The sequence below is a fragment of the Methylobacterium sp. NPDC080182 genome (genome assembly GCF_050281105.1).
Classification (GTDB): Bacteria; Pseudomonadota; Alphaproteobacteria; order Rhizobiales; family Beijerinckiaceae; genus Methylobacterium.
This window is the reverse complement of the sequence record NZ_JBNNWO010000010.1, coordinates 219,142-241,774: the sequence shown is the minus strand read 5'-3', so window position 1 is coordinate 241,774 and position 22,633 is coordinate 219,142. Positions and strand designations below refer to the sequence as shown.

Annotated in this window: 15 protein-coding genes and 4 pseudogenes; 7 read left to right on the top strand and 12 right to left on the bottom strand. The window is 72.7% G+C overall.

The features are described from left to right. Positions 1 to 211: 211 nt before the first annotated feature. The gene (locus ACQKQD_RS19155) at positions 212 to 442 is read right to left on the bottom strand and encodes a hypothetical protein (RefSeq protein WP_427509266.1); all 231 of its coding nucleotides are present in this window, start codon (positions 440 to 442) and stop codon (positions 212 to 214) included. 511 nt (positions 443 to 953) lie between these two features. On the opposite strand from ACQKQD_RS19155, the gene ACQKQD_RS19150 reads away from it, so the two are divergent. Continuing rightward, positions 954 to 1,226: a hypothetical protein gene (locus ACQKQD_RS19150; protein WP_020092139.1), complete on the top strand. Its 273-nt coding sequence runs from the start codon at positions 954 to 956 to the stop codon at positions 1,224 to 1,226. 173 nt (positions 1,227 to 1,399) lie between these two features. On the opposite strand, the gene ACQKQD_RS19145 is transcribed toward ACQKQD_RS19150, so the two are convergent. Both ACQKQD_RS19145 and ACQKQD_RS19140 read right to left on the bottom strand, forming a co-directional pair. Then, a complete protein-coding gene (locus tag ACQKQD_RS19145; RefSeq protein ID WP_056527929.1) occupies positions 1,400 to 1,693 on the bottom strand; it encodes a hypothetical protein in 294 nt (97 codons plus the stop codon). 231 nt (positions 1,694 to 1,924) lie between these two features. Further along, a complete protein-coding gene (locus tag ACQKQD_RS19140) occupies positions 1,925 to 4,600 on the bottom strand; it encodes an excinuclease ABC subunit A (protein WP_427509265.1) in 2,676 nt (891 codons plus the stop codon). A 363-nt stretch (positions 4,601 to 4,963) separates the two neighbouring features. Between ACQKQD_RS19140 and ACQKQD_RS19135 the strand changes: the two genes are divergently transcribed. Continuing rightward, the gene (locus tag ACQKQD_RS19135; RefSeq protein WP_427509264.1) at positions 4,964 to 5,707 is read left to right on the top strand and encodes a dienelactone hydrolase family protein; all 744 of its coding nucleotides are present in this window, start codon (positions 4,964 to 4,966) and stop codon (positions 5,705 to 5,707) included. A gap of 14 nt (positions 5,708 to 5,721) precedes the next feature. Here the strand turns inward: ACQKQD_RS19135 and ACQKQD_RS19130 are convergent, their stop codons facing one another. Further along, the gene (locus ACQKQD_RS19130) at positions 5,722 to 6,234 is read right to left on the bottom strand and encodes a CYTH domain-containing protein (RefSeq protein ID WP_091677196.1); all 513 of its coding nucleotides are present in this window, start codon (positions 6,232 to 6,234) and stop codon (positions 5,722 to 5,724) included. Between the two features lie 590 nt (positions 6,235 to 6,824). Between ACQKQD_RS19130 and ACQKQD_RS19125 the strand changes: the two are divergent. The 3 genes and pseudogenes from ACQKQD_RS19125 to ACQKQD_RS19115 all read left to right on the top strand — a co-directional run. Beyond that, positions 6,825 to 7,285 (top strand): annotated as a pseudogene (locus tag ACQKQD_RS19125) (glycine cleavage T C-terminal barrel domain-containing protein); the annotation flags it as partial. Beyond that, positions 7,278 to 7,736 (top strand): sarcosine oxidase subunit gamma, encoded by a 459-nt coding sequence (locus ACQKQD_RS19120; RefSeq protein ID WP_427509263.1) that lies wholly within the window; start codon positions 7,278 to 7,280, stop codon positions 7,734 to 7,736. The pseudogene ACQKQD_RS19125 and the gene ACQKQD_RS19120, both read left to right, overlap by 8 nt. Before the next feature lie 124 nt (positions 7,737 to 7,860). Beyond that, positions 7,861 to 9,213 carry an L-serine ammonia-lyase gene (locus ACQKQD_RS19115; RefSeq protein ID WP_091976410.1) on the top strand — a complete coding sequence of 451 codons (1,353 nt, stop codon included), beginning with the start codon at positions 7,861 to 7,863 and terminating at the stop codon, positions 9,211 to 9,213. A gap of 35 nt (positions 9,214 to 9,248) precedes the next feature. Here the strand turns inward: ACQKQD_RS19115 and ACQKQD_RS19110 are convergent, their stop codons facing one another. The 7 genes and pseudogenes from ACQKQD_RS19110 to ACQKQD_RS19080 form a co-directional block, all read right to left on the bottom strand. After that, positions 9,249 to 9,761, bottom strand: a complete 513-nt coding sequence (locus ACQKQD_RS19110) for a prolyl-tRNA synthetase associated domain-containing protein (protein WP_427509262.1) — start codon at positions 9,759 to 9,761, stop codon at positions 9,249 to 9,251. An 8-nt stretch (positions 9,762 to 9,769) separates the two neighbouring features. Then, positions 9,770 to 10,551, bottom strand: a pseudogene (locus ACQKQD_RS19105) (electron transfer flavoprotein subunit beta). Further along, positions 10,548 to 11,770, bottom strand: a pseudogene (locus tag ACQKQD_RS19100) (electron transfer flavoprotein subunit alpha/FixB family protein). Before ACQKQD_RS19100 ends, ACQKQD_RS19105 begins: the two co-directional pseudogenes overlap by 4 nt. Beyond that, complete coding sequence (locus ACQKQD_RS19095; protein ID WP_427509261.1) at positions 11,767 to 13,665, bottom strand: DUF3483 domain-containing protein; 1,899 nt, start codon at positions 13,663 to 13,665, stop codon at positions 11,767 to 11,769. Before ACQKQD_RS19095 ends, ACQKQD_RS19100 begins: the two are co-directional and overlap by 4 nt. Positions 13,666 to 13,673: 8 nt before the next feature. Next, a pseudogene (locus ACQKQD_RS19090) lies at positions 13,674 to 14,692 on the bottom strand (FAD-dependent oxidoreductase); the annotation flags it as partial. A gap of 102 nt (positions 14,693 to 14,794) precedes the next feature. Continuing rightward, on the bottom strand, positions 14,795 to 16,660 hold the full coding sequence (locus ACQKQD_RS19085; RefSeq protein ID WP_427509260.1) for a glycoside hydrolase family 15 protein: 1,866 nt from the start codon (positions 16,658 to 16,660) through the stop codon (positions 14,795 to 14,797). A 126-nt stretch (positions 16,661 to 16,786) separates the two neighbouring features. Beyond that, on the bottom strand, positions 16,787 to 18,031 hold the full coding sequence (locus ACQKQD_RS19080; protein ID WP_427509259.1) for an acyl-CoA dehydrogenase family protein: 1,245 nt from the start codon (positions 18,029 to 18,031) through the stop codon (positions 16,787 to 16,789). A gap of 124 nt (positions 18,032 to 18,155) precedes the next feature. Between ACQKQD_RS19080 and ACQKQD_RS19075 the strand changes: the two genes are divergently transcribed. Together ACQKQD_RS19075 and ACQKQD_RS19070 are read left to right on the top strand one after the other, a co-directional pair. Next, positions 18,156 to 18,911: a response regulator gene (locus ACQKQD_RS19075; RefSeq protein WP_427509258.1), complete on the top strand. Its 756-nt coding sequence runs from the start codon at positions 18,156 to 18,158 to the stop codon at positions 18,909 to 18,911. After that, positions 18,908 to 20,317 (top strand): ATP-binding protein, encoded by a 1,410-nt coding sequence (locus ACQKQD_RS19070; RefSeq protein WP_020092152.1) that lies wholly within the window; start codon positions 18,908 to 18,910, stop codon positions 20,315 to 20,317. Before ACQKQD_RS19075 ends, ACQKQD_RS19070 begins: the two co-directional genes overlap by 4 nt. A gap of 24 nt (positions 20,318 to 20,341) precedes the next feature. Here the strand turns inward: ACQKQD_RS19070 and ACQKQD_RS19065 are convergent, their stop codons facing one another. After that, entirely contained in the window at positions 20,342 to 22,498 is a 2,157-nt protein-coding gene (locus ACQKQD_RS19065; RefSeq protein WP_020092153.1) for a methyl-accepting chemotaxis protein, read from the bottom strand. Positions 22,499 to 22,633 lie beyond the last annotated feature (135 nt).

Here is a 22,633-nt window from a genome sequence, read left to right as displayed (position 1 = left end):
CTCGATCGTGCCGACTACGGGGTTGGGCTCGGCCCTGCCGTTCCCGATCAGCCACGCATAGATGGCCGAGAGCGTGGCCCGCGCCCTTTTCGCCGCGTCCGGCTCGTTCCTCTTCAAGATCACCCCGAGGCGCTCGGCGACTGTCGCCCGGCTCACAGCGTGAAGCGGCTCGCGCAGCTTCCAGATGGCTGCTCAGTGTTCGACCCGGACGTCACGACGGCCCACGCCTTGGCGCGTCGCTCCTCGGCGCGCGGATCCAACCTGACTTGGCCAGCACCGGCCGCTCGCTCGCCGCTCGCCAGGCATCGGTCGACGAGAGCAGCAAGACCCGGCCGAGGGTGTCCCGCTCGGTCTGACCGATCGCGTTGCGGCATTGGACGATCCGCTGCCGCGAGCCGCCCGCGCCGACGCGCAGGCCGAAGCCAGGGAAGTCGTAGAACACGACCAGGCGTTCTTTCCCGGCCGAGAGTTCGAGGCGGCAGCGGTCTGTTCGGCGAGGCGACTTCCGGCAAGCACGCAGAGCGACTTCAGCGGTGCCCCGCGTTGGACAATCGGCGGGTCCATCGATTTCGGGAACGCGCTCAAGCTGTCGGCGACGCCGGCAAGCAGAACATGCGCGTCTCGGCGCCCGAAGCGTCGTCCTCTTACGCAGCGGGTCCGAGGTTCGAACCCCAGCGCGCCCACCGAGCCTTCGAGGACCATGGCCGAACGGCTCGGCAGCGTACTCCGCCAACCTTTCTTGCCTTCGGCGCGTCCTACGAAGGTGCGGCGCGTTTTCCGATCTCGACGTGGGGGCGCCGTCCCGGTTAGCTGGTGTGGCACGGATCGGAGGGTCAGGAGGGAGCTGTGACAGGAGTTCGGCTGCGCGTGTCCGCCCCAAGGTGTCGTGCCCGCGCCGGTCGCGCCGGCGTAACGCCCTGCATGTCCGGCGGAGAGCGGGATCGGGAGGGCACATGACGTCCACCGCTCTCGCCGTGATGATGGCCGGCGTGCTGGGGGCCTTCTGCACGATCGTGTTCGCGGTCGACTGGGTACCGGGCTCCGTCGTTGGATTGCCGAACCTGCCGAGCCGGCGGGTGATCGGCCTGTGGGTCTACAACGGCGTTCTCTGCCTCGCCCTGGCCGCTTGGTTGGTGTGCACGTATTTCTGCACCGTCGACGGCTACGACGACATTCCCGCGGTGCGCGACAGCTACTGCAGGCCGCACGCGACCGTGGGCGCGTGACCGGCGCTACTCCGGGCTCGGCGGGGTGCCGTGGCCCGCACGGGGGCCACCCTGAAAGTCGGGTCCGCGGCGGCGCGGTACGGGTCGGGGCATGATCATCCACTCGCCGCGCGGCACGCCGACGGTGCTGGATCGGCCGGTGACGTCCGGCCGGAATGCCCGGCGCGGATCTGCTAGCTGAGCTTGTCGTCGGGCTCCGTGGGCTCCACGCTCGTGCCCAGCGCCCCCCCCGCGGGCGGATCGGTCCGACCGCGCTGGTCCCGGCCCGAGACTCCGTCCGTCTCGCCCGCCCGCTGCCCATGCGGGTGCAGCGCGTGACGGTCGGCGCGGGCCATCTCCTTGTGGGTCGGGATGGACCGCCACGGCGCGGAAGCGGTCCCCAGGCGAAGCGTTGAAGGGGACCGCGTGAGGAACACCGCGAGCAGGACCCACGGAATGACGAACACGGCGAACGCGGTGAGGCCCATGGCGATCCTCCGGAGAATTCAGCAGTAACGGTTGAAACTCCGGCGACTCAGTACTGATCCCGCAAATCTCACTTTAATCGATACTGCACCGCAGCGCGTTCTCCGGCGCTCAAGACGCGGAACACGATCGACCGGCCAGACCGTCGGACCACTGCCGGCAACCCGGCGCGTGACGTGTGCGCGCGGCACGCCTTCGTCCTCCGAGCCCTGTGCCGGCCGCGGTGGGTGACCTCAGCCCGGCGGCCGCGTGCGGACCGTCGCGAGTTCCTCGCGCAGATAGGGCGCCGTGCGGCCGGCCGCGGCCGCGGCGACGATCTCGGGCCGGCCGGCGGCCACGACGGTGCCGCCCTGGTCGCCGCCGCCAGGGCCCATGTCGATCACGTGGTCGGCCCGGGCGACGACGCGCATGTCGTGCTCGACCATGACGACGGTGTTGCCCGCGTCGACCAGACCGTTGAGCTGGACCATGAGGCGGTCGACGTCGGTCGGGTGCAGGCCGGTCGTCGGCTCGTCGAGGACGTAGAGCGTGCCGCCGCGCTGCCCGCGCTGCAGCTCGGTGGCGAGCTTGATGCGCTGGGCCTCTCCACCGGAGAGTTCGGTCGCCGGCTGGCCGAGCCGCAGGTAGCCGAGGCCGAGATCGCGCAGCACGGTGAGCGGCCGCAGCACGGACGGCTCGTCCGCGAAGGCCGCGCAGGCCCGGTCGACGGTCAGCGCGAGCACGTCCGCGATGCTCAGCCCGTTCCACGTCACCGCCAGCGTCTCCGGCGCGTAGCGCGTGCCGTGGCAGGTCGGGCAGGGAGCGTAGACGCTCGGCATGAAGAGCAGCTCGACGCTGACGAAGCCCTCGCCCTCGCAGGCCGGGCAGCGCCCCTTGGCCACATTGAAGGAGAAGCGGCCCGCATCGTAGCGGCGCCGCCGAGCCTCCGGGGTCGCGGCGAACAGCTTGCGGACGGCGTCGAACAGGCCCGTGTAGGTGGCGAGGTTCGAGCGCGGCGTGCGCCCGATGGGCTTCTGGTCGACCTGCACCAGGCGCCCGATCCCGTCCATGCCGCCGGCGATGCGGCCCTCCGACGGGCCGGGCACCTCGTCCAGGGGATCGTCCGGCTCGTCCTCGGTCTTCACCGGTCGGCCGAGACGCTCGCCGACCAGCTCGAGCAGGGCCTGACTGACCAAGCTCGACTTCCCGGAGCCCGAGACGCCGGTCACGGCGGTGAGACACCCGATCGGGAAGGGGACCGAGACGCCCTTCAGGTTGTTGCGAACGATGCCTTCGAGGCGCAGCCACCCCGCGGGCTCCCGCGACGGCCGCGGGGGCGCCTCCACCAGCCCGAACAGGTAGAGCCGCGTCCGGGACGCCGCGACATCACGCAGGCCCTCCGGCGGCCCGCTGTAGAGGATCGTGCCGCCGTTCTCGCCCGCTTCTGGCCCGACGTCGACCAGCCAGTCGGCGCGGCGCATGGTGCCGATGTCGTGCTCGACGACGAAGAGCGAATTGCCCGCGGCGAGCAGCCCGGCCAGCGCGTCGTGCATGGCGTCCCCGTCGGCGGGGTGCAGACCGGCCGTGGGCTCGTCGAGCACGTAGACGACGCCGAACAGCTGCGAGCGCAGCTGGGTCGCGAGGCGGAGGCGCTGCAGCTCACCCGACGACAGGGTCGTGGTGACACGGTCCAGCGAGAGGTAGCCCAGGCCCAGATCCGCGAGCGTCCCGATGCGCGCGATGAGGTCCGAGGCCAGGCGCTGGGCGGCGAGGCGCTTCTCGATCGACAGGTTCGGCGTGACGCGCACGTCCGGCGCGCCCGCATGGGCCGAGCCACCGGACGCGGCACGCTCGGCGCGGTCCTTCCGGCCCACCGCGCGGTCGAGGGTGGCGGGTGCGGCGTCGGCCTCGGGCTGCCGGTCCTCGGCCGCCGGCCTCAGGGCCTCGGCGAGCGCCGAGAGCGGCATGCGCGAGAGCGCGCCGATATCCAGCCCGGCGAACATGACCGAGAGCGCCTCGGGCTTCAGCCGCTTGCCGTGGCAGGCCGGGCAATCCTCGCTCACGAGGTAGCGCGCGGCGCGGCGGCGCATCAGCGCGCTCTGCGAGTTGGTGAAGGTGCCGAGCACGTGGCGGCGGGCGCTGGTGAAGGTGCCCATGTAGCTCGGCTCCAGGCCGCGGCGGCGGGCGAGCCGCGTCTGCTCCGGGGTGAGGCCGGCATAGACCGGCTCCTGCGGCTGCTCGTCCGTGAACAGGATCCAGTCCCGGAGCCTCCGGGGCAGCGCTTTCCAGGGCGTGTCGACGTCGACGCCCCGGCTGACGAGGATGTCCCGCAGGTTCTGGCCGCCCCAGGCCTGCGGCCAGGCCGCGACGGCCCGCTCGCGGATCGTCAGGGACGGGTCCGGCACCATCGAGGCTTCCGTGGCCTGGTAGACCCGCCCGAGGCCGCCGCAGGACGGGCAGGCGCCCTGCGGCGTGTTGGGCGAGAAATCTTCGGCGTAGAGCATCGGCTGGCCGGGCGGGTAGGTGCCGGCGCGCGAGTACATCAGGCGCACGAGGCTCGACAGGGTCGTGACGCTGCCGACCGAGGAACGCGCGCTCGGGGTGCCGCGCTGCTGCTGGAGCGCGACAGCGGGCGGGAGGCCCTCGATCGCGTCGACGTCGGGGACGCCGACCTGGTCGATCATCCGCCGCGCGTAGGGCGCGACCGATTCGAAGTAGCGGCGCTGCGCCTCCGCGTAGAGGGTGCCGAAGGCCAGCGAGGACTTGCCGGATCCGGAGACGCCCGTGAACACGACGAGCGCGTCGCGCGGCATCTCCACGTCGATGTCGCGCAGGTTGTGCTCCCGCGCGCCCCGGACCGTGACGTAGCCCGTCCGCCCCGCGCCCGCCCGCGCGATCGTCGTCTCGCGCCGGGGTTTCGCTTGGTCCATGAGCAGCCTTCTTGGAGGAGGCCGGCGCCCCCGCGGATCGTGAAATCGGGAGACCGGAGACCGGCGCGGGCGACGGGGCCGTCACCGCGCGGGCCGCCGTGGCGACCCGTATACCGTCCGGCCCGTAAACCGAAGCCGGACCGCGCCGGGAACGCGTCAGACAGCTGGCTTCGCGGCGGAGCGACCGGGACAGCTCGGTCGCAGGCGTGGACCGTCGCCGCAGCACCACCGGACCGGATCAGGTCACGGGCCTTCTCCTCGCTCCTGGCGACCGGCGGCCCGACACGTGGGGTGCGGTCGACGGCCTGGCGGTTTTCCGAAGGCGGGCGCAGAACGTGTGGGAGCCCCGTCGAGGAACCGAGCATGGTCAACGAGCACGTCGCGATCCGGACCGAGGACGGCGTATGCGGGACGCACGTCGTCGCGCCGGACGGCGCGGGGCCCTGGCCGGCCGTGATCCTGTACATGGATGCCGGCGGTATCCGACCGGCCCTCGTCGACATGGCGCGGCGGCTCGCGACCGGCGGCTATCTCGTTCTGTTACCGGACCTCTTCTACCGCTACGGGCCCTATGGCCCCTTCGTTCCTGCGGACGTGTTCAAAGGCGATTTCCGAGCGATCCTCGGCCCGCTGATGGCGACGACGGACAATCTCAAGGCCGCGACCGATACAGCGGCGCTCCTCGCCTATCTCGACACGCGCGACGACGTCGCGGGGCGCGCGGTCGGGGCGGTAGGCTTCTGCATGGGCGGCCGCATGGCCATCACGGCGGCCGGCACGTATCCGGACCGGTTCGCCGCCGTCGCCAGCTTCCACGGCGGCAATCTCGCGACCGAGGAACCCGCGAGCCCGCATCGTCTGGCACCCGCGCTGAGGGCCGAGATGTATATCGCGGCCGCCGAGAACGACGGAAGCTACCCGTCCGCGATGGCCGAGAGGCTGGAGACGGCGCTGTCGCGAGCCGGTGTCCGGTATGCGGCGGAGACCTATCCCGCCGCGCACGGCTGGATGATGCCGGACTTCCCCGTCCACGATCGCGCGGCCGCGGAGCGCGGCTGGGCAGCGATGGGCGCCCTGTTCGACCGCGCCCTGCGCAGCACGGGCTGAGCGCAGCCGCGTCGCTAAGCGGCCACCGGCAGCCGCAGCACGTCGTCCATCGTGATCGGCCGGCCGGCCTCGCAGCAGAGATGGAGCAGTGTGGACTGGCGGAACCGCAGGTCGCCAGTCACCTCCTCGCCGAGCCAAGCGGGCTTGCTGAAGGACTGATCGGCCCGCGCGAGCTCGACCTCGGCCAGGACCATCCCGGCCAGCGAACCCTGGAAGACGTCGACCTCCCAGGTCAGTCCGTCGTGCGGCACGCAGTAGCGGATCTTCTCGATCACGTTGCCGGTGCACACCTGATCGACCATGGCGGCGCCGTCGGCATGCGGGATCTCGTACTCGAACTCCGCGCGAGCGATGCCTTCGCGCGCGCCCTTGACCGTCAGCCAGGCACGCTCGCCGTCGAGCCGCACCCGGACCTTCCCGCGCGCGAAATGACCGACCAAGCCGTCCTTCAGGTGCCGAATGGATGTGGCCGCGTCGCGCCAGCCCGCGCCTGCCACGAGGAACTTCCGCTCGATCTCTAACCGCATCCACGCGTCCATTGCTTCGGCCGGACGCCTCGTAGCCCATCGGGGCCGCCGAGTCAGGCGTACTGGGTCATCCGGTGCGGACGCACGGGAACGGGACTCGGCCTCGACGGAGATGTGACGCTCACCGTTGCGGCAGAACGATCGTCAGCCTCTCGGATCGCCGTCGATCCGGCGACGTCGTGCCCGGGCGCGAACCGTGCGGTCCGCGTGACCGAGTCGATGATCGCGGGAGCGTGAAGAACAAGCCGCGGCGCCGCGAACGATGCGCCTGCAAAGGAACGCGGCCGTTCCTGCACAATATGTTCTCACCGCTGTATAAATCGGTACCAATGCTGCAGCGCATTGTGAATTCATGCCGGTAAACTTCCGGAGGTGTCGTCTTCCCGCCAGAATGCGTCGCAGAAAGGCAAGCCCGTGAGGGGCCCGCCGGTAGCTTTTCATTGTCATTGATAAAAGTCTCGCTCAGCTCAGGGTAATAGTCGACGACTGGAAAATGCAACAGATCGCAGAGATCGTAACCACATGGGTCGTATTACCTAGCGGGCGTGAGCAAGATCTTCGGCTGGAGCTGCGCGAGGGCCTCGCGACCCGGGACCGAGACGATGCACGTGCTCCGGGCCGAGAAGGGCTACATCATCGTCGGTCAGGAGACGGACGGGACCGTCACCCCGGATGCTGTCGGGCTGGCCGGCATGATCGCCAAGGCGAAGACGGATTTCGTCGGTAAGCGCTCGCTCGCCCGGCCCGACGGGGTCGCCTCCGGCCGCAAGCAGCTGATCGGGCTCGTCACCGACGACCCGCGATGCGTCCTCGACGAGGGCGCCCAGGTCGTCGCCGACCCGAACCAGCCGATCCCGATGCGGATGCTCGGCCACGTCACCTCGAGCTACTGGAGCGCGAATTGCGACCGCTCCATCGCGCTGGCCCTCGTGACGGGCGGGCGCGACCTACTCGGCCGGACCCTCCACGTCACGACCCCGGACGGCTTCACCACCGCGACCGTGGCCGAGCCGGTGTTCTTCGATCCGAAGGGGAGCGCATCCATGCTTGAGGCACGCTACCGCACCGCCCGGGCGCTCCCGCTCGGCCGCACCGAGGCGCCGGCCGGCGCCGGACTCCTGATCCGGCCGGCCGAAGCCGAGGCGCGCTTCTCCCTGCGCCTGCGCGGTCCCCGCACGTCGGCGGCCGGTTTCCCCCTCGACCGCCCGATCAACACCCTGTCGGGCGACGAGACCCGGTGGATCGCCCGCCTCGGCCCCGACGAGTGGCTGATCGGCGCGCCCGAGACCGATGCCGACATCCTGGCCGCCGCCGTGAGCACCGACCTCGCCGGCCGGACGCACGCCCTCGTGGACGTGTCGCACCGCAATGTCGGGATCGACGTCCGCGGGGACGCGGCCGCGATCGCCCTCAACGCCGGCTGCCCCCTCGACCTCGGCGACGCCGCCTTCCCGGCGGGCAGCGCCACCCCACGCTCCTCGGCAAAGCCGAGATCGTGCTGATCCGTCGCCCCGGCCCGGTCCCGACATACCGGGTTGAGTGCTGGCGGTCCTTCGCGACCTACGTGTATGGCTTGCTGCAGGAAGCCGCCTTCGGGGCCGGCCCGCTGGAGAGAGCCGCCGCGCGATGATCAGCGCCTTCGATCTGTTCAAGATCGGGATCGGCCCGTCGAGTTCCCACACGATCGGGCCCATGGTGGCCGCGCGCCGCTTCCGCGACCGCGTCTCCGGCCGGGCCGGCGTCGCGCGGGTGTCCGCGGAGATCTTCGGCTCCCTCGCCTGGACCGGGCGCGGCCACGGCACCGACGTGGCGATCTTCCTCGGCCTGCTCGGCCACGAGCCCGCGACCGTCGATCCGGACGCCGTGACGGGCTACACGCGAACCCTGGCCGAGACCGGCGCCATCGGCCTGCCGGGCGTCGCCTTCGACACGACGAAGGACCTTGTCTTCAACTTCGCCGAGGTCCTGCCCCGCCACACCAACGGCATGCGCTTCCGCGCCCTGGACGCCGATGGCGCCGTGCTGGACGAGGTGGTCTGCTACTCGGTCGGCGGCGGCTTCGTCGAGGAGGAGGGGGCGGGGGAGACCGGCGGCCTCGGCGCCGTCGCGGTGCCCCACCCGTTCGAGAGCGGTGCCGACCTGCTGCGGATCTGCGCCGAGACCGGCCTCACCATCCCGCAGGTCCAGATGGCCAACGAGCGCGCCCTGCGCACCGAGGCGGAGATCGAGGCCGGGCTCGACGCCGTCCGCGACGCCATGCTGGCCTGCATCAGTCGTGGCCTGCGCATGGACGGCGAGCTGCCCGGCGGCCTCAGGGTCCGGCGGCGCGCGAAGCGCCTGCACGAGACCCTCGAGGCGAACCGCCTCACGAACAGCCGGCCGGCCCACGAGATCATGGACTGGATCAGCCTGTTCGCCCTGGCGGTGAACGAGGAGAACGCGTCCGGCGGCCGGATCGTCACGGCGCCGACCAACGGCGCGGCCGGGATCGTGCCGGCGGTGCTGCGCTACATCGTCGACTTCTATCCCGGCTGGAGCGAGGCGCGCGGCCGCGACTACCTCCTCGCCGCCGCGGCGATCGGCGGTCTGATCAAGCGCCGGGCCTCGATCTCGGGCGCCGAGGTCGGCTGCCAGGGCGAGGTCGGCTCCGCGGCCGCCATGGCGGCGGCCGGGCTCGCGTCCGTCCTCGGGGGCGACGCGCGGCAGGTCGCCAACGCCGCCGAGATCGCCATGGAGCACCATCTGGGCATGACCTGCGACCCGATCGGGGGGCTCGTCCAGATCCCCTGCATCGAGCGCAACGCCTTCGGTGCCAACAAGGCGGTGGCGGCCGCATCCCTCGCCCTCCACGGCGACGGGGTGCATTTCGTCAGCCTCGATCAGGTCATCGAGACGATGCGCCAGACCGGCCACGACATGCAGGCCAAGTACAAGGAAACCTCCCTCGGCGGCCTCGCGGTCAACGTGGCCGCCTGCTGAGCGCGACGTCCCGTGCGGCCTCGCAGGGGATCGTGTCAGGCCGCCTGCGACGCCCCCGGCAGCGCGAACGGCTCCGGCGCGTGACCCTCTGCGCGGAGCGCGGCCAGCAGGTCGTCGGGCGCGAGGTTGAGGGTGCGCGTGCTCACCAGGGGATGGACGTTGATCCGCGCCTCCGCGAGCAGGCTGTCCTGGACGAAGATCCGCACGCTGCCCGGCGCGGCGTTGAGGGCGGCGAGCGGCGACACCGCGCCGCTCGCGACGCCGAGCTGCTCGCCGAGCGCCTCGGCACTGGCGAAGGACAGGCCGCCCCGCGCGCCGAGGACGGCCCGGAACGCCTTCAGGTCCACCTGGGCGTCGTGACGGAGCGTGACGAGGAAGTACGTCTTCTTGCCGTCGCGAAGGAACAGGTTTTTGGTGTGCGCGCCGACGATGTCGCCGCAGGCCGCCATCATCGCCTCGACGGTCAGGACCGGCGCGTGCTCGTAGAGCTTGTAGGCGACCCCGAGCGCGCGCAGCCGGGCCAGGAGATCGTCGGAGGTCATAGCCATCGGGTTCCTCATCGGGATTCGCGGGCCGGCGGACCGAGGACGCCGATCCGGCGCAGGTGAGTCAGAATCTCCCGGGCGGCCTCGTCGGGCTCGGCCCGGACGAGGAGGCGCCCGCCGCCGGACGCGGCCTCTCCGGTCGCCGCCCTCAGCCGCTCCCCCGCCGAGCCGCCGGACGGCGCACCTTTCACGATTTTCGGCCGGCGGCGATAGGGGCGCTCCTCGAAGACCGGGACGGGGGGGCCGCCGCGGCCGGCTCGCCCTCGACGGTCTCGATCACGCCGCGCCGCGCCTTCCCGTAGGCGAAGGGGAGCGGCGCGGGCGCGTCGGGATGGATCGTGGCCAGGACCGGACCGCGCAGGCGCACGCGGCGGCGGGCACCGCGGCCGAGGGTCTGGTCGAGGGACAATTCGCCCGCGTCGCCGGGCGCGAGGGCGACGATATCGGGGATCAGGAGGCCGTCGAGGGCCTGCGCGACCGCGTAGGGAACCATCCCGGTCTCGTCGCCCCCCTGGCCGCGACGGCCCGCAAGGATCAGGCCGGGCGCCATACCCGCGAGGCGCGTGGAGAGGGCCTGTCCCGGATCTGCCCCCGCCGGCACGCGGACGTGGACGATCCGGGACAGGCCGTGGCCCAGGGCGTCCGCGACGGCGGCCGTGTCCGGCCCGGCGTGGAGGCCCACGGTCTCGCCGAGGCCCGTCGCGAGGCGGATCGCCTGGACCTCCAGCCGCGGCAGGACCGTCGCGCCAGAGACCGGATGCCGTCCCGCGGAGAGGAGCACGACGCTGGTCACGGGCTGCCCACCGGGCACGCGGCTTCCTCGGCCAGGAGCCGCAGCAGGGCGGGCATGACCGCCTGCGCGTCCTGCACGATGGCGAGGCCCGCCCGCTCGATCATCGCCGCGTGCAGGTCGGTGTTGACTGCCACGACGTGCTCGCAGCCCGCGACACCCTGCAGGTGCTGCGGCGCGCCCGAGATACCGAGGGCGAGGTAGCAGGTCGCCGCCAGGATGGTGCCGGAGGCGCCGACCTGGGTCCGGCGCGGCATCTGCCCGGAATCGCACAGGACCCGCCTCGCGCCCGGGGTCGCGCGGAGGGCCGCGACGAGCTGCCGGAACGCGTCGAGATCGGTGACGCCGCTGCCCGCCGCGGTTACGAACGCGGCGAGGGCGAGCGGCACCGTGGCGGGGTCTGCCGGGACGTTCTGCGCCGAGAGGATCGCCGTCCGGGCGGGCGCGAGCCCCGCCGTCGCGACCGCCAGCGGCCGCGCTTCCCGGGGTGGGCCAGCATACTCGGCCACCGCGTCGGGGGCGACGGTGGCGAGGAGACCCGGCGCGGCCCGCTGCTCAACGCTGCGGCCGCGCGCCGGGCGGATCAGCCCGGAGTCGGAGACAACCTCGGCCTGGGTGAGCAGCGGCGCGCCGAGCCGGACCGCGACCCTTCGGGCCAGGTCGCCGCCGTCGAGGGTTTCCGGGAACAGGACGTGCCGCGGATCGAGCGCCGTCAGGGCCGCGGCGATCCGGGCGGCGCGACCGGTCGGATCGTAGGCCCGGTCACCGTCTCCGTGCGCGAGGAGACGGTGCGCGCCGGCTGCACCGCATCCGGCGCAGTCGCCGTCGGCGAGTAGCACGACCGCGCCGTCGCGTCCCGCGAGAATCCGCGCGGCGCCGAGGAGCTGCCGGTCGTGGGTCGAGAGCCGGCCGCCGGCACAGTCGGGCACCGCGACCACGAGGAAGGCGGGATTCTCCACCGTCACGACGGTGGGGGCCGCTTGGGCCGGGCGAGCCGCCTGGACCGCCACCGGCACCGCGGAGCGGTCCTGCTGGCTCACGTCGAAGCGCGGGCGGGCGTAGCCGGCGACGCGCCGGACTGTCGCTCGGCGCGCGGGTCGCGGCGCGGACGGACGCCTGTCCGGCGCGCGCTGCGGTCGAAGCGCGGCCGGTCTCCGGCGTCGCGAGGCGCGACGCGCTGGGCGGCCCGGTCGGCACGCGGGTCGCGTCGGAAGCGGGTCATCGTCCCGCCTCGACGGCCTCGAGGAGCAATTCCGCGACGTCGCGGATCTCGGCCCTGCGGTCGATCACGCCCTCCAGCATTGCCGTGCAGGACGGGCAGGCGACCGCGACGGTTCCGGCGCCGGTCTCGGCCGCCTGGGCCATCCGCAGGTCGGGGATGCGCCGCTCGCCGGGAATGTCGCTCACCGGGGCGCCGCCGCCGCCGCCGCAGCACATGGCGCGGCGCCCGGAGCGGGCCATCTCGATCCGGGTCAGCCCGATCGCGTCGAGCAGGGCGCGGGGCGCCTCCGTCTCCCCGTTGTAGCGGGCGAGGTAGCAGGGGTCGTGATAGGTCACGGCCCGGTCCGGCAGGCGCCCCGGGTTCAGGCGCCCGTCCCGGACCAGCTCCAGGAGCAACGCGGTGTGGTGCACCACCGGGTAGCGGGCGCCGAAGGCCGGGTACTCGTTGCGCAGGGCGTGAAGGGCGTGCGGATCCGCGGTGACGATGCGCCGGAAGCGGTGGCGGGCCAGCGTCGCGGCGTTCGTGCGGGCGAGATCCTGAAAGGTCGCCTCGTCCCCGAGCCGCAGGGCGAGGTCGCCGGTGTAGCGCTCCTCCGGGCCGAGGACGGCGAAGGCCACGCCCGCCTCCCGCAGGAGCCGCACGAGGGCCCGGAGCGTGCGGCCGTAGCGGAGATCGTAGGCGCCCTCGCCGAGCCAGAGCAGCACGTCGGTGCTCTCCCGGTCGGCGATCAGCGGCAGGTCGAGGCCCGCGGCGAAGTCGGTGCGGGCCCGGAGCGGCCGGCCGCCGGAATCGCCGGCCTGGCGCAACTCCGTCACCGGGGCGACCGCCATCTCGGGGAGGGCGCCGCGCTCCAGGGTCTCGTGGCGGCGGAGCGCCACCACCGCGTCGACGTGCTCGATCATCATCGGGCATTCCTCGACGCAGGCGCGGCAGGTGGTGCAGGACCAGAGCGTGTCGGGACGGATCCGGGCGTCCGGCCCGATCAGGCGGCCGAGGGGACCGCGCGCGCCCGCGGCCTCGCGGCCGCCCGGGTAGGGCGCACCGGCGTAGGCAGGCTCAGCCGCCGACAGGCCCGCGACGAGATCTTGAATGAGCCGCTTCGAATTGAGTGGCTGGCCGGCCGCGAAGGCCGGGCAGGCCGTCTCGCAGCGCCCGCAGCTGACGCAGGCGTCGTAGGAGACGAGCCGGTTCCAGGTGAAGTCCGCCGGCATCGCGGCGCCGAGACGCGGGGCTTCTAGGTCGAGGGGCTGGAGCGCGGTGTCGGGTTGTCCTTCGAAGCGGCCGGGCCGCGGATGGGCGACGAGGTGGAGGGCGCCCGCCGCGGCGTGGCGCATCGGGCCGTGCCGCACCTCGAAGGCGAGGCCGAGCCCGCCAGCCGCCGCGAGCGCCAGGGCGAGCGGGGCGAGGAGGCCACCGCCGCCGGAGGCCAGCGCGAGGGCCGTCACCGCGCCGCCGAGGGCGTAGGCGACGAGGAGGACGGGCAGGATCTGGAACCGCCCGGACGAGAGGCGCGGCGTCCTGCGCGGGTAGCGGCGCGCGCCGACGAGCAGCGACCCGGCGGCCGTGACGCCGAAGGCCAGGGCGACGAGAATCCAGTAGGGCGCGGGCCCGCCGAGCGGCGGCAGGACCGCCAGAGCCGTCAGGATAGAGGCGGCGAGCAGGCCGCCCGCCACCACCGCGTGCATCCGCGACGCGTAGGCGTCCCGCGCCACGACGTGGTGCACGTCCACGAGGTAGCGCCGGGGCAGCTTGGCGAGGCCGTCGAGCCACGCTACCGAGGCCGACGCTCCGGCCCGCCAGAGGGCCGCCCGGCGCGCGACCTGAACGAGGGCCAGCGCCGCCATCGCCCAGACGAGTCCGGGAAACACGGTGGCCAGAGAGACGGGACCGGCCATGGCTCAGCTCAGATGTCCTTGCACAGCCGCAGGGCGTCGTAGAGCGCCGCGTGGATGTTGCGCCCGGCCACGGCGTCGCCGATCCGGTGGAGGGCGTAGCACCAGGACAGGTCGAAGGGCTGCGGCTCGCCGCGGAGCAGGGCCCCCTGGTCGGTCTGGCCGCCATTCACCGAGTTGGCCTTGAGGCCGTGGTAGAGCCCGTCCACCGGGAGCGTCCCGTGCTCGACCACGATGCGGTCGACGAGGCGCTCCTCCTCGGCGTCGGTCATGGTGTTGCGCAGGGCCGCCACGAAGCGGTTGCCCTCGGGATAGATCTCGATCAGCTCCATGTTCGGCGTCATCACGACGCCGAGCCGGTAGAGTTCGCGCAGGTAAATCGGCTGGTTCGTGGTGCCGACCTCCTCGGCCACCATCCGGTCGTGGGTGGCGATCTCCACGAGACAGCCGCGCTTGGCAACAGCTCGGCGACCGAGGCCGCGTTGTGCTGGCCCATCTCGTCGTAGAGCAGGACCGAGCCGGTCGGCTCGACCGCACCGGAGAGCACCTCGGCGGTGGTCACGGCGTGCGCCTCCGCCCCCTTGGCGTGGCCGCGGAACGGGCTGCCGCCGGTCGCGACGATCACCACGTCGGGCTTCTCGGCGCGGATCGCCTCCTCGGTGGCGGCCGTGTTCAGGCGCAGGTCGACGCCGAGCTTGGTGACCTGGGCGACGAGCCACCGGGTGATGCCCGACATCGCCTCGCGCCAGCCGGCCTTCGCCGCCAGGTTGATCTGCCCGCCGGGCTGGGCGCCCTTCTCGAACAGCACGACCGCGTGGCCGCGCTCGGCGCAGACGCGGGCCGCCTCGAGTCCGGCGGGCCCCGCGCCGACGACCACGACGCGGCGGCGGACATCCGCCTTTCGGATCTCGTGGGGCATCGTGGCCTCGCGGCCCGTGGCGGCGTTCTGGATGCACAGGGCGTCGCCGCCTTCGTAGATGCGGTCGATGCAGGAGCCCGCGCCGACGCACTGGCGGATGCCGTCGGCGCGAAGCCGAAGCCGTAGGCGAAGAGCGGCACGGTCAGCTCGGGATGGTTCGCGCCGCAGCCGCGACGTGGCGTGGACCGGCCCGTGCCGGGGGCCGGGGCGCCGCTACTCGGCGGCCGACCGCGTGACGGTCTCCGCCCCGTCGTCCACGCCGAAGCGCGCGATGCTGTCCTCCAGCCGCAGCGCGGCGTTGATCAGGGCCATGTGGGAGAAGCCCTGCGGCGTGTTCCCGCGCTGCGCCCCGGTGGCCGGGTCGATCTCCTCGGCGAGCAGCCCGACATCGTTGCACCGGGCGATCAGGCGCTCGAAGGCGGCCCTGGCCTCGCTGGTCCGCCCGTCGAGGGCGAGGCAGCCGACCCGCCAGAACGCGCAGGCCGTGAACGTGGCCTCGTCGCCGTCCAGCCCGTCCTCCATGCGGTAGCGGTAGATCAGGTCGCCGACGCCCAGTTCGCGCTCGACCGCCGCCAGGGTCTCGCGCATGCGCGGCTCCCGCGGGTCGAGGGCCCCGAACAGGGCGACGCGCAGGACCGCGGCGTCGAGGTGGTGCGAATCGTAGGCGCCGACATAGGCCCGCTTCTCGGCGTTCCAGCCCTTCTCCAGGTATTCCGACCGGACCTCGGCGGCGATCCGCTCCCACTCGGCGATCTTCGCCTCCGGCACGCCCGCGATGTTGCAGGCGATCCGGGCCGCGTCCCGCAGGGCGACCCAGATCATCGCCTTGGTGTGGACCTGCTGGCGCGGCCCGGTGCGCAGCTCCCAGATGCCGTTATCCGCGTCGTGGCGGTGACGGATGGCCCGGGCAGTGAGGTTGTCCAGCACCTCCGGCAGCCGGTCGTTGACCTTCTCGGGCGGGTCGTAATCGACCGCCTCGAGGAAGACGCACAGCGCCCGGATCAGCTCGCCGTAGATGTCGTGCTGGTCCTGGCACTCGGCGATGTTGCCGATCACCACCGGCCCCACGCCGTTCCAGCCGGCGAGGTGGCTCAATGCCTCCTCCGGCGGCATGTCGCCGGCGATGCCGTACATGAGCCGAGTCTCCCGCCCGAAGGTGCCGTCGCGCTCGCGCAGGAAGCGCAGGAACTCGGACGCCTCGCGGACGTAGCCCAGCATCACGAAGGCGGTGACCGTGAAGGCGGCGTCCCGCATCCAGGTGAAGCGGTAATCGTAGTTGCGGTTGCCCGGGACCGCCTCGGGCAGGCCGGCCGTGGCCGCCGCGACGATCCCGCCCGAGGGCGAGTAGGTCAGCAGCTTCAGGCACAGGGCGGACCGCATCACCGCGTCCCGGTAGGCGCCGCGATAGGTGCTCCGGGCGCACCAACGGCGCCAGTAATCGGCGGTCGACTCCAGCCGCCTTTGGGCGCCGGCGAAATCCTCGATGCAGGCCTCGTCCTGATCCTCGCCGTGGGTCAGGACCAGGTAGGCGGTCTCGCCCTCCGCGAGGTCGAAGCGGACCTCGGCCGCGTCGCCCGCGAGGGTCGGGCACGCGTGCGCGTTGACCCGCACGCGCCAGTCACCGGCCTCGAACAGGACCGACCCGCCCTCGACCAGCGGCGTGCACGGGCGACGGGCGTAGTCGAAGGTCGGGCGGACCCGGAACACGCCCGAGACCCGGCCCTGCTCGCAGGTCAGCAGCCGGATCAGGCGGCTCTCGCTCTCGCCGTCCGGCCCCTCGTCGGGCTCCGGGCTCGGCGGGTTGACGGGCATCAGGTCGACGAGGCGCGCCCGGCCGGTCTCCGTGGTGAAGGTCGTCTCCAGGATGTTGGTGTCCGGCAGGTAGCGGCGCGCGCTCCCGGTCGGGCCGTCGAGGGCGAGGCTGCACGATCCGCCCTTCTCGTCGTCGAGGAGCTTCACGAACAGCGCCGGCGAATCGTGGCGCGGCCAGCACAGCCAGTCGATGGAGCCGTCCCGGGCGATCAGCGCGCAGGAATGGGTGTCACCGATGAGGGCGTAATCGCTGATGGGCTTCGACACGGGGCTTCCGGATGGCGGCACCCGGTCCGCCGGGCAGGACAGAGTCCTGAGGTAGCCGGGCGGCGCCGGGCGGGGAGTCCCGATCGACGATTCGCCGCACGGCCGCGCGCGATCGCTCCCGGTCGGTCAGGCCCCGGGCCGCGGCAGCATACGGTCGCTGATGATCCGCCGCTGGATCTCGCTCGTGCCCTCGAAGATCGTCGTCAGCCGCGCGTCGCGCCAGTAGCGCTCGACCCGGCGCTCGGTGGTGTAGCCGTTGCCACCGTGGAGCTGCATCGCTTGGTTGGTGACCCGCACCGCCATCTCGGTGGCCAAGAGCTTCACCATCGCCGACTCGCTCTCGGCGGCATCGCCCTGGTCGAGGAGGTGGGCGACCTGATGCCAGAAGGCCCGCGCCTGCGCGACCTTGGCGGCCATGTCGGCCAGCGCGAAGCGCAGCGCCTGGAAGTCGCCGATCGGGTGTCCGAACTGGACGCGCTCCTGCAGGTAGCTCTGGCAATCCTCGACCGCCGCGCGTGCGACGCCGACGGCCCGGGCCGCCGTGTGCACCCGGGCGATGTTGAGGCCGCGCTGGACGGCGGCGAACCCTCCGGAATCCGCGTCCGCCCCCTGGTCGCCGTAGAGCCCGGTGAGCCGGTCGCTCTCGGGCACGCACACGTCCTCCAGGCTCAGCTCGAAGGTCTGGAAGCCGTGATAGCCGATCTTGTCGATCACCCGGCCGGTCACGCCGGGCGGGAAGCTGTCGCGCTCCTTGAGCACGAGGAACGGCTCGAGGCCGGCCGAGCGCGACTCGCCCGGCTCCGGGTCGCGGGTCCGGGCCAGGACCTCGATGAAGTCGGCGCCCTTGGCGAACCCCGCCCAGCGCTTGGTCCCGGTGATCCGCCATCGGTCGCCGTCGCGCACCGCGCGGGTCTGCACGCCGGCGAGGTCGGACCCGGCATCGGGTTCCGACAGCGAGATCGAGCCGATCCACTGCCCCCGGGCCGAGCGCCGGATCAGCTCCGCCCGGCGGTCCGGGTCGAGGGTCTGGGTGCCGAGGCCCTGACCGCGGGCCAGGATGCTGCCCACCGAGAGCCAGGCCCGGGCCAGCTCCTCCGAGACGAGGCAGTACTCGAACACGCCGAGCCCGAGGCCGCCGTGCTCCGCCGGGATCGTGATCCCGAACCAGCCCTTCTCGGCCATGGCGTCGATGAGCGACCGCGGCATCTCGGCCTTGTGACGGTCGAGCTCGTCGGCGAGCGGCAGGACGGTGTCGCGGGCGAAGGCCCGGGCCTCGTCCTGCAGCGCCGCTCGCGCCTCGGTGCGCCAGGGCGAGGCGAGTTCCGGCGGCTTCGGCGCGATCAGGTCCTTCCGATCCTCGGTTCCGGTCATCGTTCCCCCCTGTGATGTGACGCCGTGCGGCAACTCAGTTCAGGTCCGTGCGGGAAACACGCGCTTACAAAATGGTTCCGTGCCCCATCTTCGAATAATCGGCGGACGGGGTCATAATAGCTTGATGATGCAGGCCGAACCGCAGATCGATTCCTTCGCGATGAGCGCACCCGCAACACCCCACATCCTCGTCGTCGAGGACGATCGGGAGATCTCGGCGCTGATCGCGCGCTACCTGCGCGGCAACGATTGCCGCGTCACGCTGGCCGGCGACGGCGCCGACATGGACCGGGTCCTGGCGGAAGCGCGGATCGACCTCATCGTGCTCGACCTGATGCTTCCCGGCGAGGACGGCCTGAGCCTGTGCAGGCGCCTGCGCGGTACCTCGCAGATCCCGATCCTGATCCTGACCGCGAAATCCGAGGACGTGGACCGGATCCTCGGCCTCGAACTCGGCGCCGACGACTACCTCGCCAAGCCGTTCAACCCGCGGGAGCTGCTCGCCCGCATCCGCGCCATCCTGCGCCGGGTCGCCGCCGAGGCGCCGGACGCCGACGAGCGGCGGCGGCTGCACTTCTCGGGCTGGACCCTCGACGTCTCCCTGCGGCAGGTCCTGTCGCCAGAGGGTGCGCGGATCTCGATCACCGGCGCGGAGTTCGACCTCCTCCACGCCCTGTGCCTCCGGCCGGGGCGGGTGCTGTCGCGGGACCAGCTCCTCGACCTCACCCAGGGCCGGGCCGCGGGCCCATTCGAGCGGAGCATCGACGTGCTGATCTCCCGGATCCGCCAGAAGATCGAGCGCGACACCCGCAACCCCGAGTTCATCCGCACGATCCGCTCCGGGGGCTACCTGTTCACGCCGGAGGTCACGCGGTCATGAGCGGGCTGGAGCGGCTCCGCGCGCGGCTGCGTCCGAAGACCATCGCGGGCCAGATCGCGCTGCTCGTGGTCGCCGGCATCGCGGTGGCGCACGTGGTCGCCACCGCGGCGTTCCTGATGCTGCACGAGTCGCAGAATCCCGACACGCTGCCGGGCGTGGCCGCGAGCCGCCTCGGAGTCCTCGTGAGGCTCATGGACGCCGCCGACCCGGCGGCGCGACCGGCGCTGCTGGCGAGCGGCCGCAGCCTGCCGCTGATCCAAGTCGAGCCCTGGGACGGGACGGTGCCGCCGGGGGCGAAGCCGGCCCCCGACCTGCCGGTGATCCGCAAGCTGCGCTACGGCGCCGGCCGGCCGGTGACGATCACCGATCTCGCCGCGGCCGACCCGGCGCGCGACAAGTCGGACGGCCGCCTCCATATCGGCATCGTCACGCCGGCGGGTGTGCGGGTCCAGGCGACGCTGCCGAACGATCCTCTGCGGGGCCCCCGCCAGGGAGCGCTGATCTTCACCGTGGTGTTCCTGGCGCTGACGCTGGCGCTGCTCTGCGTCTGGGCCACGCGCGCCCTCACGGCGCCGCTGAAGCGGCTCGCGGGCGCGGCGGAAGCCTTCGGCGCCCGCGACGACCACGTGGCGCTGCCGGAGGCGGGGCCGCGCGAGGTGCTCGCCGTGTCCCGGGCGCTGGACCGGATGCGGTCGCGCGTCCGTCGCCTGATCGACGACCGGACGCAGATGCTGGCGGCGATCAGCCACGACCTGCGCACGCCGATCACCCGGCTGCGCCTGCGCGCCGAGTTCATCGAGGACGAGAACGCCCGGGCCTCGACCCTGCGCGACCTCGACCAGATGAACGGCCTCGTCGAGGCGGCGCTCTCCTTCGTGCGCGACGGCCAGATCCGCGACGCGAACAGCCACAGCCTCGTGGATCTCGCCTCGGTGGTGCAGACGGTCTGCGACGACTTCTCGGATTTCGGCGCCCCGGTCAGCGTCAGCCGCAGCCGGCACGTCCTGGTCCAGGGCCGGCCCGAGGAACTCCAGCGGGCGGTGACGAACCTCGTGGACAACGCCGTGAAGTACGGCGGCCGGGCCGACGTGCAGATGGAGGCCTCCGAGCGCGGCGTCCGGGTCTGCATCCTGGACAACGGCCCGGGGATCCCGGAGGCGGAGCGTGAGGCGATGCTCCAGCCCTTCGTGCGCGGCGACCGGGCGCGCAATCTCAACGAGGCCAGCGGCTTCGGACTCGGCCTCTCGATCGTGCAGGCCATCGTCGAGGCCCATAACGGGCGCCTGCGGCTGGAGAACCGCCCCGAGGGCGGCCTCTGCGCGGCGATCGAGCTGCCCCTGGCCGCCCAGGCCTTCGCGGGGCGCGCGGCGCAGAAGCCCGCGCCGCTCCCGGCCGAGGCGGCCTGAGGCCGCCTCGGGTCCCGTTCGCTTCTACGCCGCCCGCACGTTGCGGAGGAACTGCGCCACCTCGGCGCGGAGCTGCTCCGAGCGCGTCGCCAGCGAGTCGGACGCCTGCGCGACCGAGTCCGCGGCCTCGCCGGCATCGCCGGCGACCCGCGCGACCTCGGCGATCTCCAGGGTCATCGTGCCGGTGCCGGCCGACGCCTGCCCCATGCTGCGCACGATGTCCTGCGTGGTGACGCCCTGCTGGTCCACCGCGGCGGCGATGCTGGTCGACACTTGGTTCATCGCCTCGATCTGGGCGGTAATGCCCTGGATCGCCCCGGCCGCGTCGCCCGTGACCGTCTGGATCGAGGCGACCTGACGGCTGATCTCCTCGGTGGCGCGGGTGGTCTGGGCGGCGAGCTCCTTGACCTCGGCGGCGACCACCGCGAAGCCGCGGCCCGCCTCGCCGGCGCGGGCGGCCTCGATCGTGGCGTTGAGCGCCAGCAGGTTCGTCTGCCCGGCGATGGTCGAGACCATGCCGACCACGTCGCCGATGCGCGTCGCGGCGGCGGCGAGGTCGGTCATGGTCTGCTCGGCCCGGCGGGCCTCGCCGACGGCGGTGGCGGACATGCCGGCGGCCTGCTCGACCTGCCGGCCGATCTCCTGGACGGTCGCGCCGAGTTCCTCGGCCGCGGCCGCCACGGTGTTGACGTTGTCGGAGGTCTGCTGCGCGGCCCCGGCGACGCTGGTCGAGCGCTCGGAGGTGCTGGAGACCGCGGCGCGCATCGTGTCCGAGGCGCCCTGAAGCTCCGTGACGGCGCCGGTCAGGCCCTCGACGATGCCGCCGACCGAGTGCTCGAAGCCGTCGGCCAGCTGCTTGAGCATGGCGCGCCGGCTCTGCTCCTCGCGCAGGCGCGCGGCCTCGGTGGTCTGGAGCTGCTGGGCGGCCTCCTCCAGCGACATGTCGCGGATCGTGACCACGGCGCGGGCGATGTCGCCGATCTCGTCGCGCCGCGCGCTGCCCGGCACGTCGGTCAGCGCCTGGCGATCGGCGAGGGCCTTGAGGGCGCGGGTGAGGGCACCGAGCGGCGCCACGATCGAGCGGGCGAGCAGCAGGCCGAGCAGGGCCGTTCCGGCGAGCACGAACAGGCCGGTCAGGATCAGCGTGCGCGACAGGGCCTGGACCGCGTCGATCGCCTCCGCCTGGGTCTGCTCCGCCACCACCGTCCAGGGCGCGCCCAGGACGGTCACCGGCGAGGCGGCCGCCATGTGGGTGCCGTTCTCCGCCGCGAAGTCGACGGGACCGCCGGCCTTGACCCGGTCGGCGGCGAGGCCGATCCCGGCGAGGCCCGCGCCGGCACGGACGCCGGGGTTCAGCGGCGGGTTGCTGCGCAAGAGGCCGTCCGCGCCGACCGCCAGGATCTGGCCCGTGTCGCCGAGACCGGTCCGCTTCGACAGCGTCTGGTCGAACAGGGCCGGCGTGACCCGCATGACGATGAAGCCGATCCGCTCGGCCGCCTGCGCGGTGCCCATGGCGACGTTGGCCCGCTTGGTCATGGCGCGGCCGAGGAAGGCGGCCGGGACCCCGTCCACCGGGTAGGCGGCGAAATCCTCGTACAGGACCGCGCCCGGGTCGGCGGATTTCAGGCGCTCGACGAGGCGCGCGAGCGCCGTCCCCGCCAAGCCGTCCTCCGTGACCGCTTTGCCGAAATCGGCGCCCTTCGTCGTGGTGTAGTCGATCCGGCCGTTGTCATCGATGAACATTAGGTCGGCGTAGCCCGGCTGGGCGACGAGCTTGCGCGCCACCTCCTGAACCTTGACGTGCCGGCGGGCATACATCGACGACATGCCGCTGCCGTCGAGGGCGACCCGCGCCTCGGCGGTCTGCGGCGCGCGGAACGCCGCGATGACGCTCTCGGTGTCGGGCTTCGCCGGGTCGAGGTTCTCGAGCAGGTCGGGGAAGTTCGAGACGATCTGCGGGTGGGCCGCCACCGCCAGGAAGTCGGCCTGCGCCCGATCCGCCACCAGCTCGATCGCGTCCCGGCGCGCCGCCGCGGCGAGTTCGAGGCGCTCGTGGGCCGCGGTCATCAGACCCGCCCGCGCCGAGTACCAGCTGAATCCGCCCATGGCGGTGGCGCTCAGGAGCGCCAGGCCGACGGTCGTCGCGGGAAGGCGCGTGCTCAGCCGCGATAGCGAGATCATGATGCCCCTGTATTCTTTGGAAGATTGGTTTGACGTGAACCAATCGCCCAATCCTTATAAAAATCTCGTAAACACCGATACACCGCTCAAAACTTGAGCACACGCGGAACATACAACTTAAAGAACAGTCTGAGC

Coding starts and splice junctions, on each gene's coding strand:
- ACQKQD_RS19150 (WP_020092139.1), top strand. CDS start 954: ATGACGTCCACCGCTCTCGCCGTGATGATGGCCGGCGTGCTGGGGGCC.
- ACQKQD_RS19145 (WP_056527929.1), bottom strand. CDS start 1,693: ATGGGCCTCACCGCGTTCGCCGTGTTCGTCATTCCGTGGGTCCTGCTC.
- ACQKQD_RS19140 (WP_427509265.1), bottom strand. CDS start 4,600: ATGGACCAAGCGAAACCCCGGCGCGAGACGACGATCGCGCGGGCGGGC.
- ACQKQD_RS19135 (WP_427509264.1), top strand. CDS start 4,964: ATGGTCAACGAGCACGTCGCGATCCGGACCGAGGACGGCGTATGCGGG.
- ACQKQD_RS19130 (WP_091677196.1), bottom strand. CDS start 6,234: ATGCGGTTAGAGATCGAGCGGAAGTTCCTCGTGGCAGGCGCGGGCTGG.
- ACQKQD_RS19120 (WP_427509263.1), top strand. CDS start 7,278: ATGCTTGAGGCACGCTACCGCACCGCCCGGGCGCTCCCGCTCGGCCGC.
- ACQKQD_RS19115 (WP_091976410.1), top strand. CDS start 7,861: ATGATCAGCGCCTTCGATCTGTTCAAGATCGGGATCGGCCCGTCGAGT.
- ACQKQD_RS19110 (WP_427509262.1), bottom strand. CDS start 9,761: ATGGCTATGACCTCCGACGATCTCCTGGCCCGGCTGCGCGCGCTCGGG.
- ACQKQD_RS19095 (WP_427509261.1), bottom strand. CDS start 13,665: ATGGCCGGTCCCGTCTCTCTGGCCACCGTGTTTCCCGGACTCGTCTGG.
- ACQKQD_RS19080 (WP_427509259.1), bottom strand. CDS start 18,031: ATGACCGGAACCGAGGATCGGAAGGACCTGATCGCGCCGAAGCCGCCG.
- ACQKQD_RS19075 (WP_427509258.1), top strand. CDS start 18,156: ATGATGCAGGCCGAACCGCAGATCGATTCCTTCGCGATGAGCGCACCC.
- ACQKQD_RS19070 (WP_020092152.1), top strand. CDS start 18,908: ATGAGCGGGCTGGAGCGGCTCCGCGCGCGGCTGCGTCCGAAGACCATC.
- ACQKQD_RS19065 (WP_020092153.1), bottom strand. CDS start 22,498: ATGATCTCGCTATCGCGGCTGAGCACGCGCCTTCCCGCGACGACCGTC.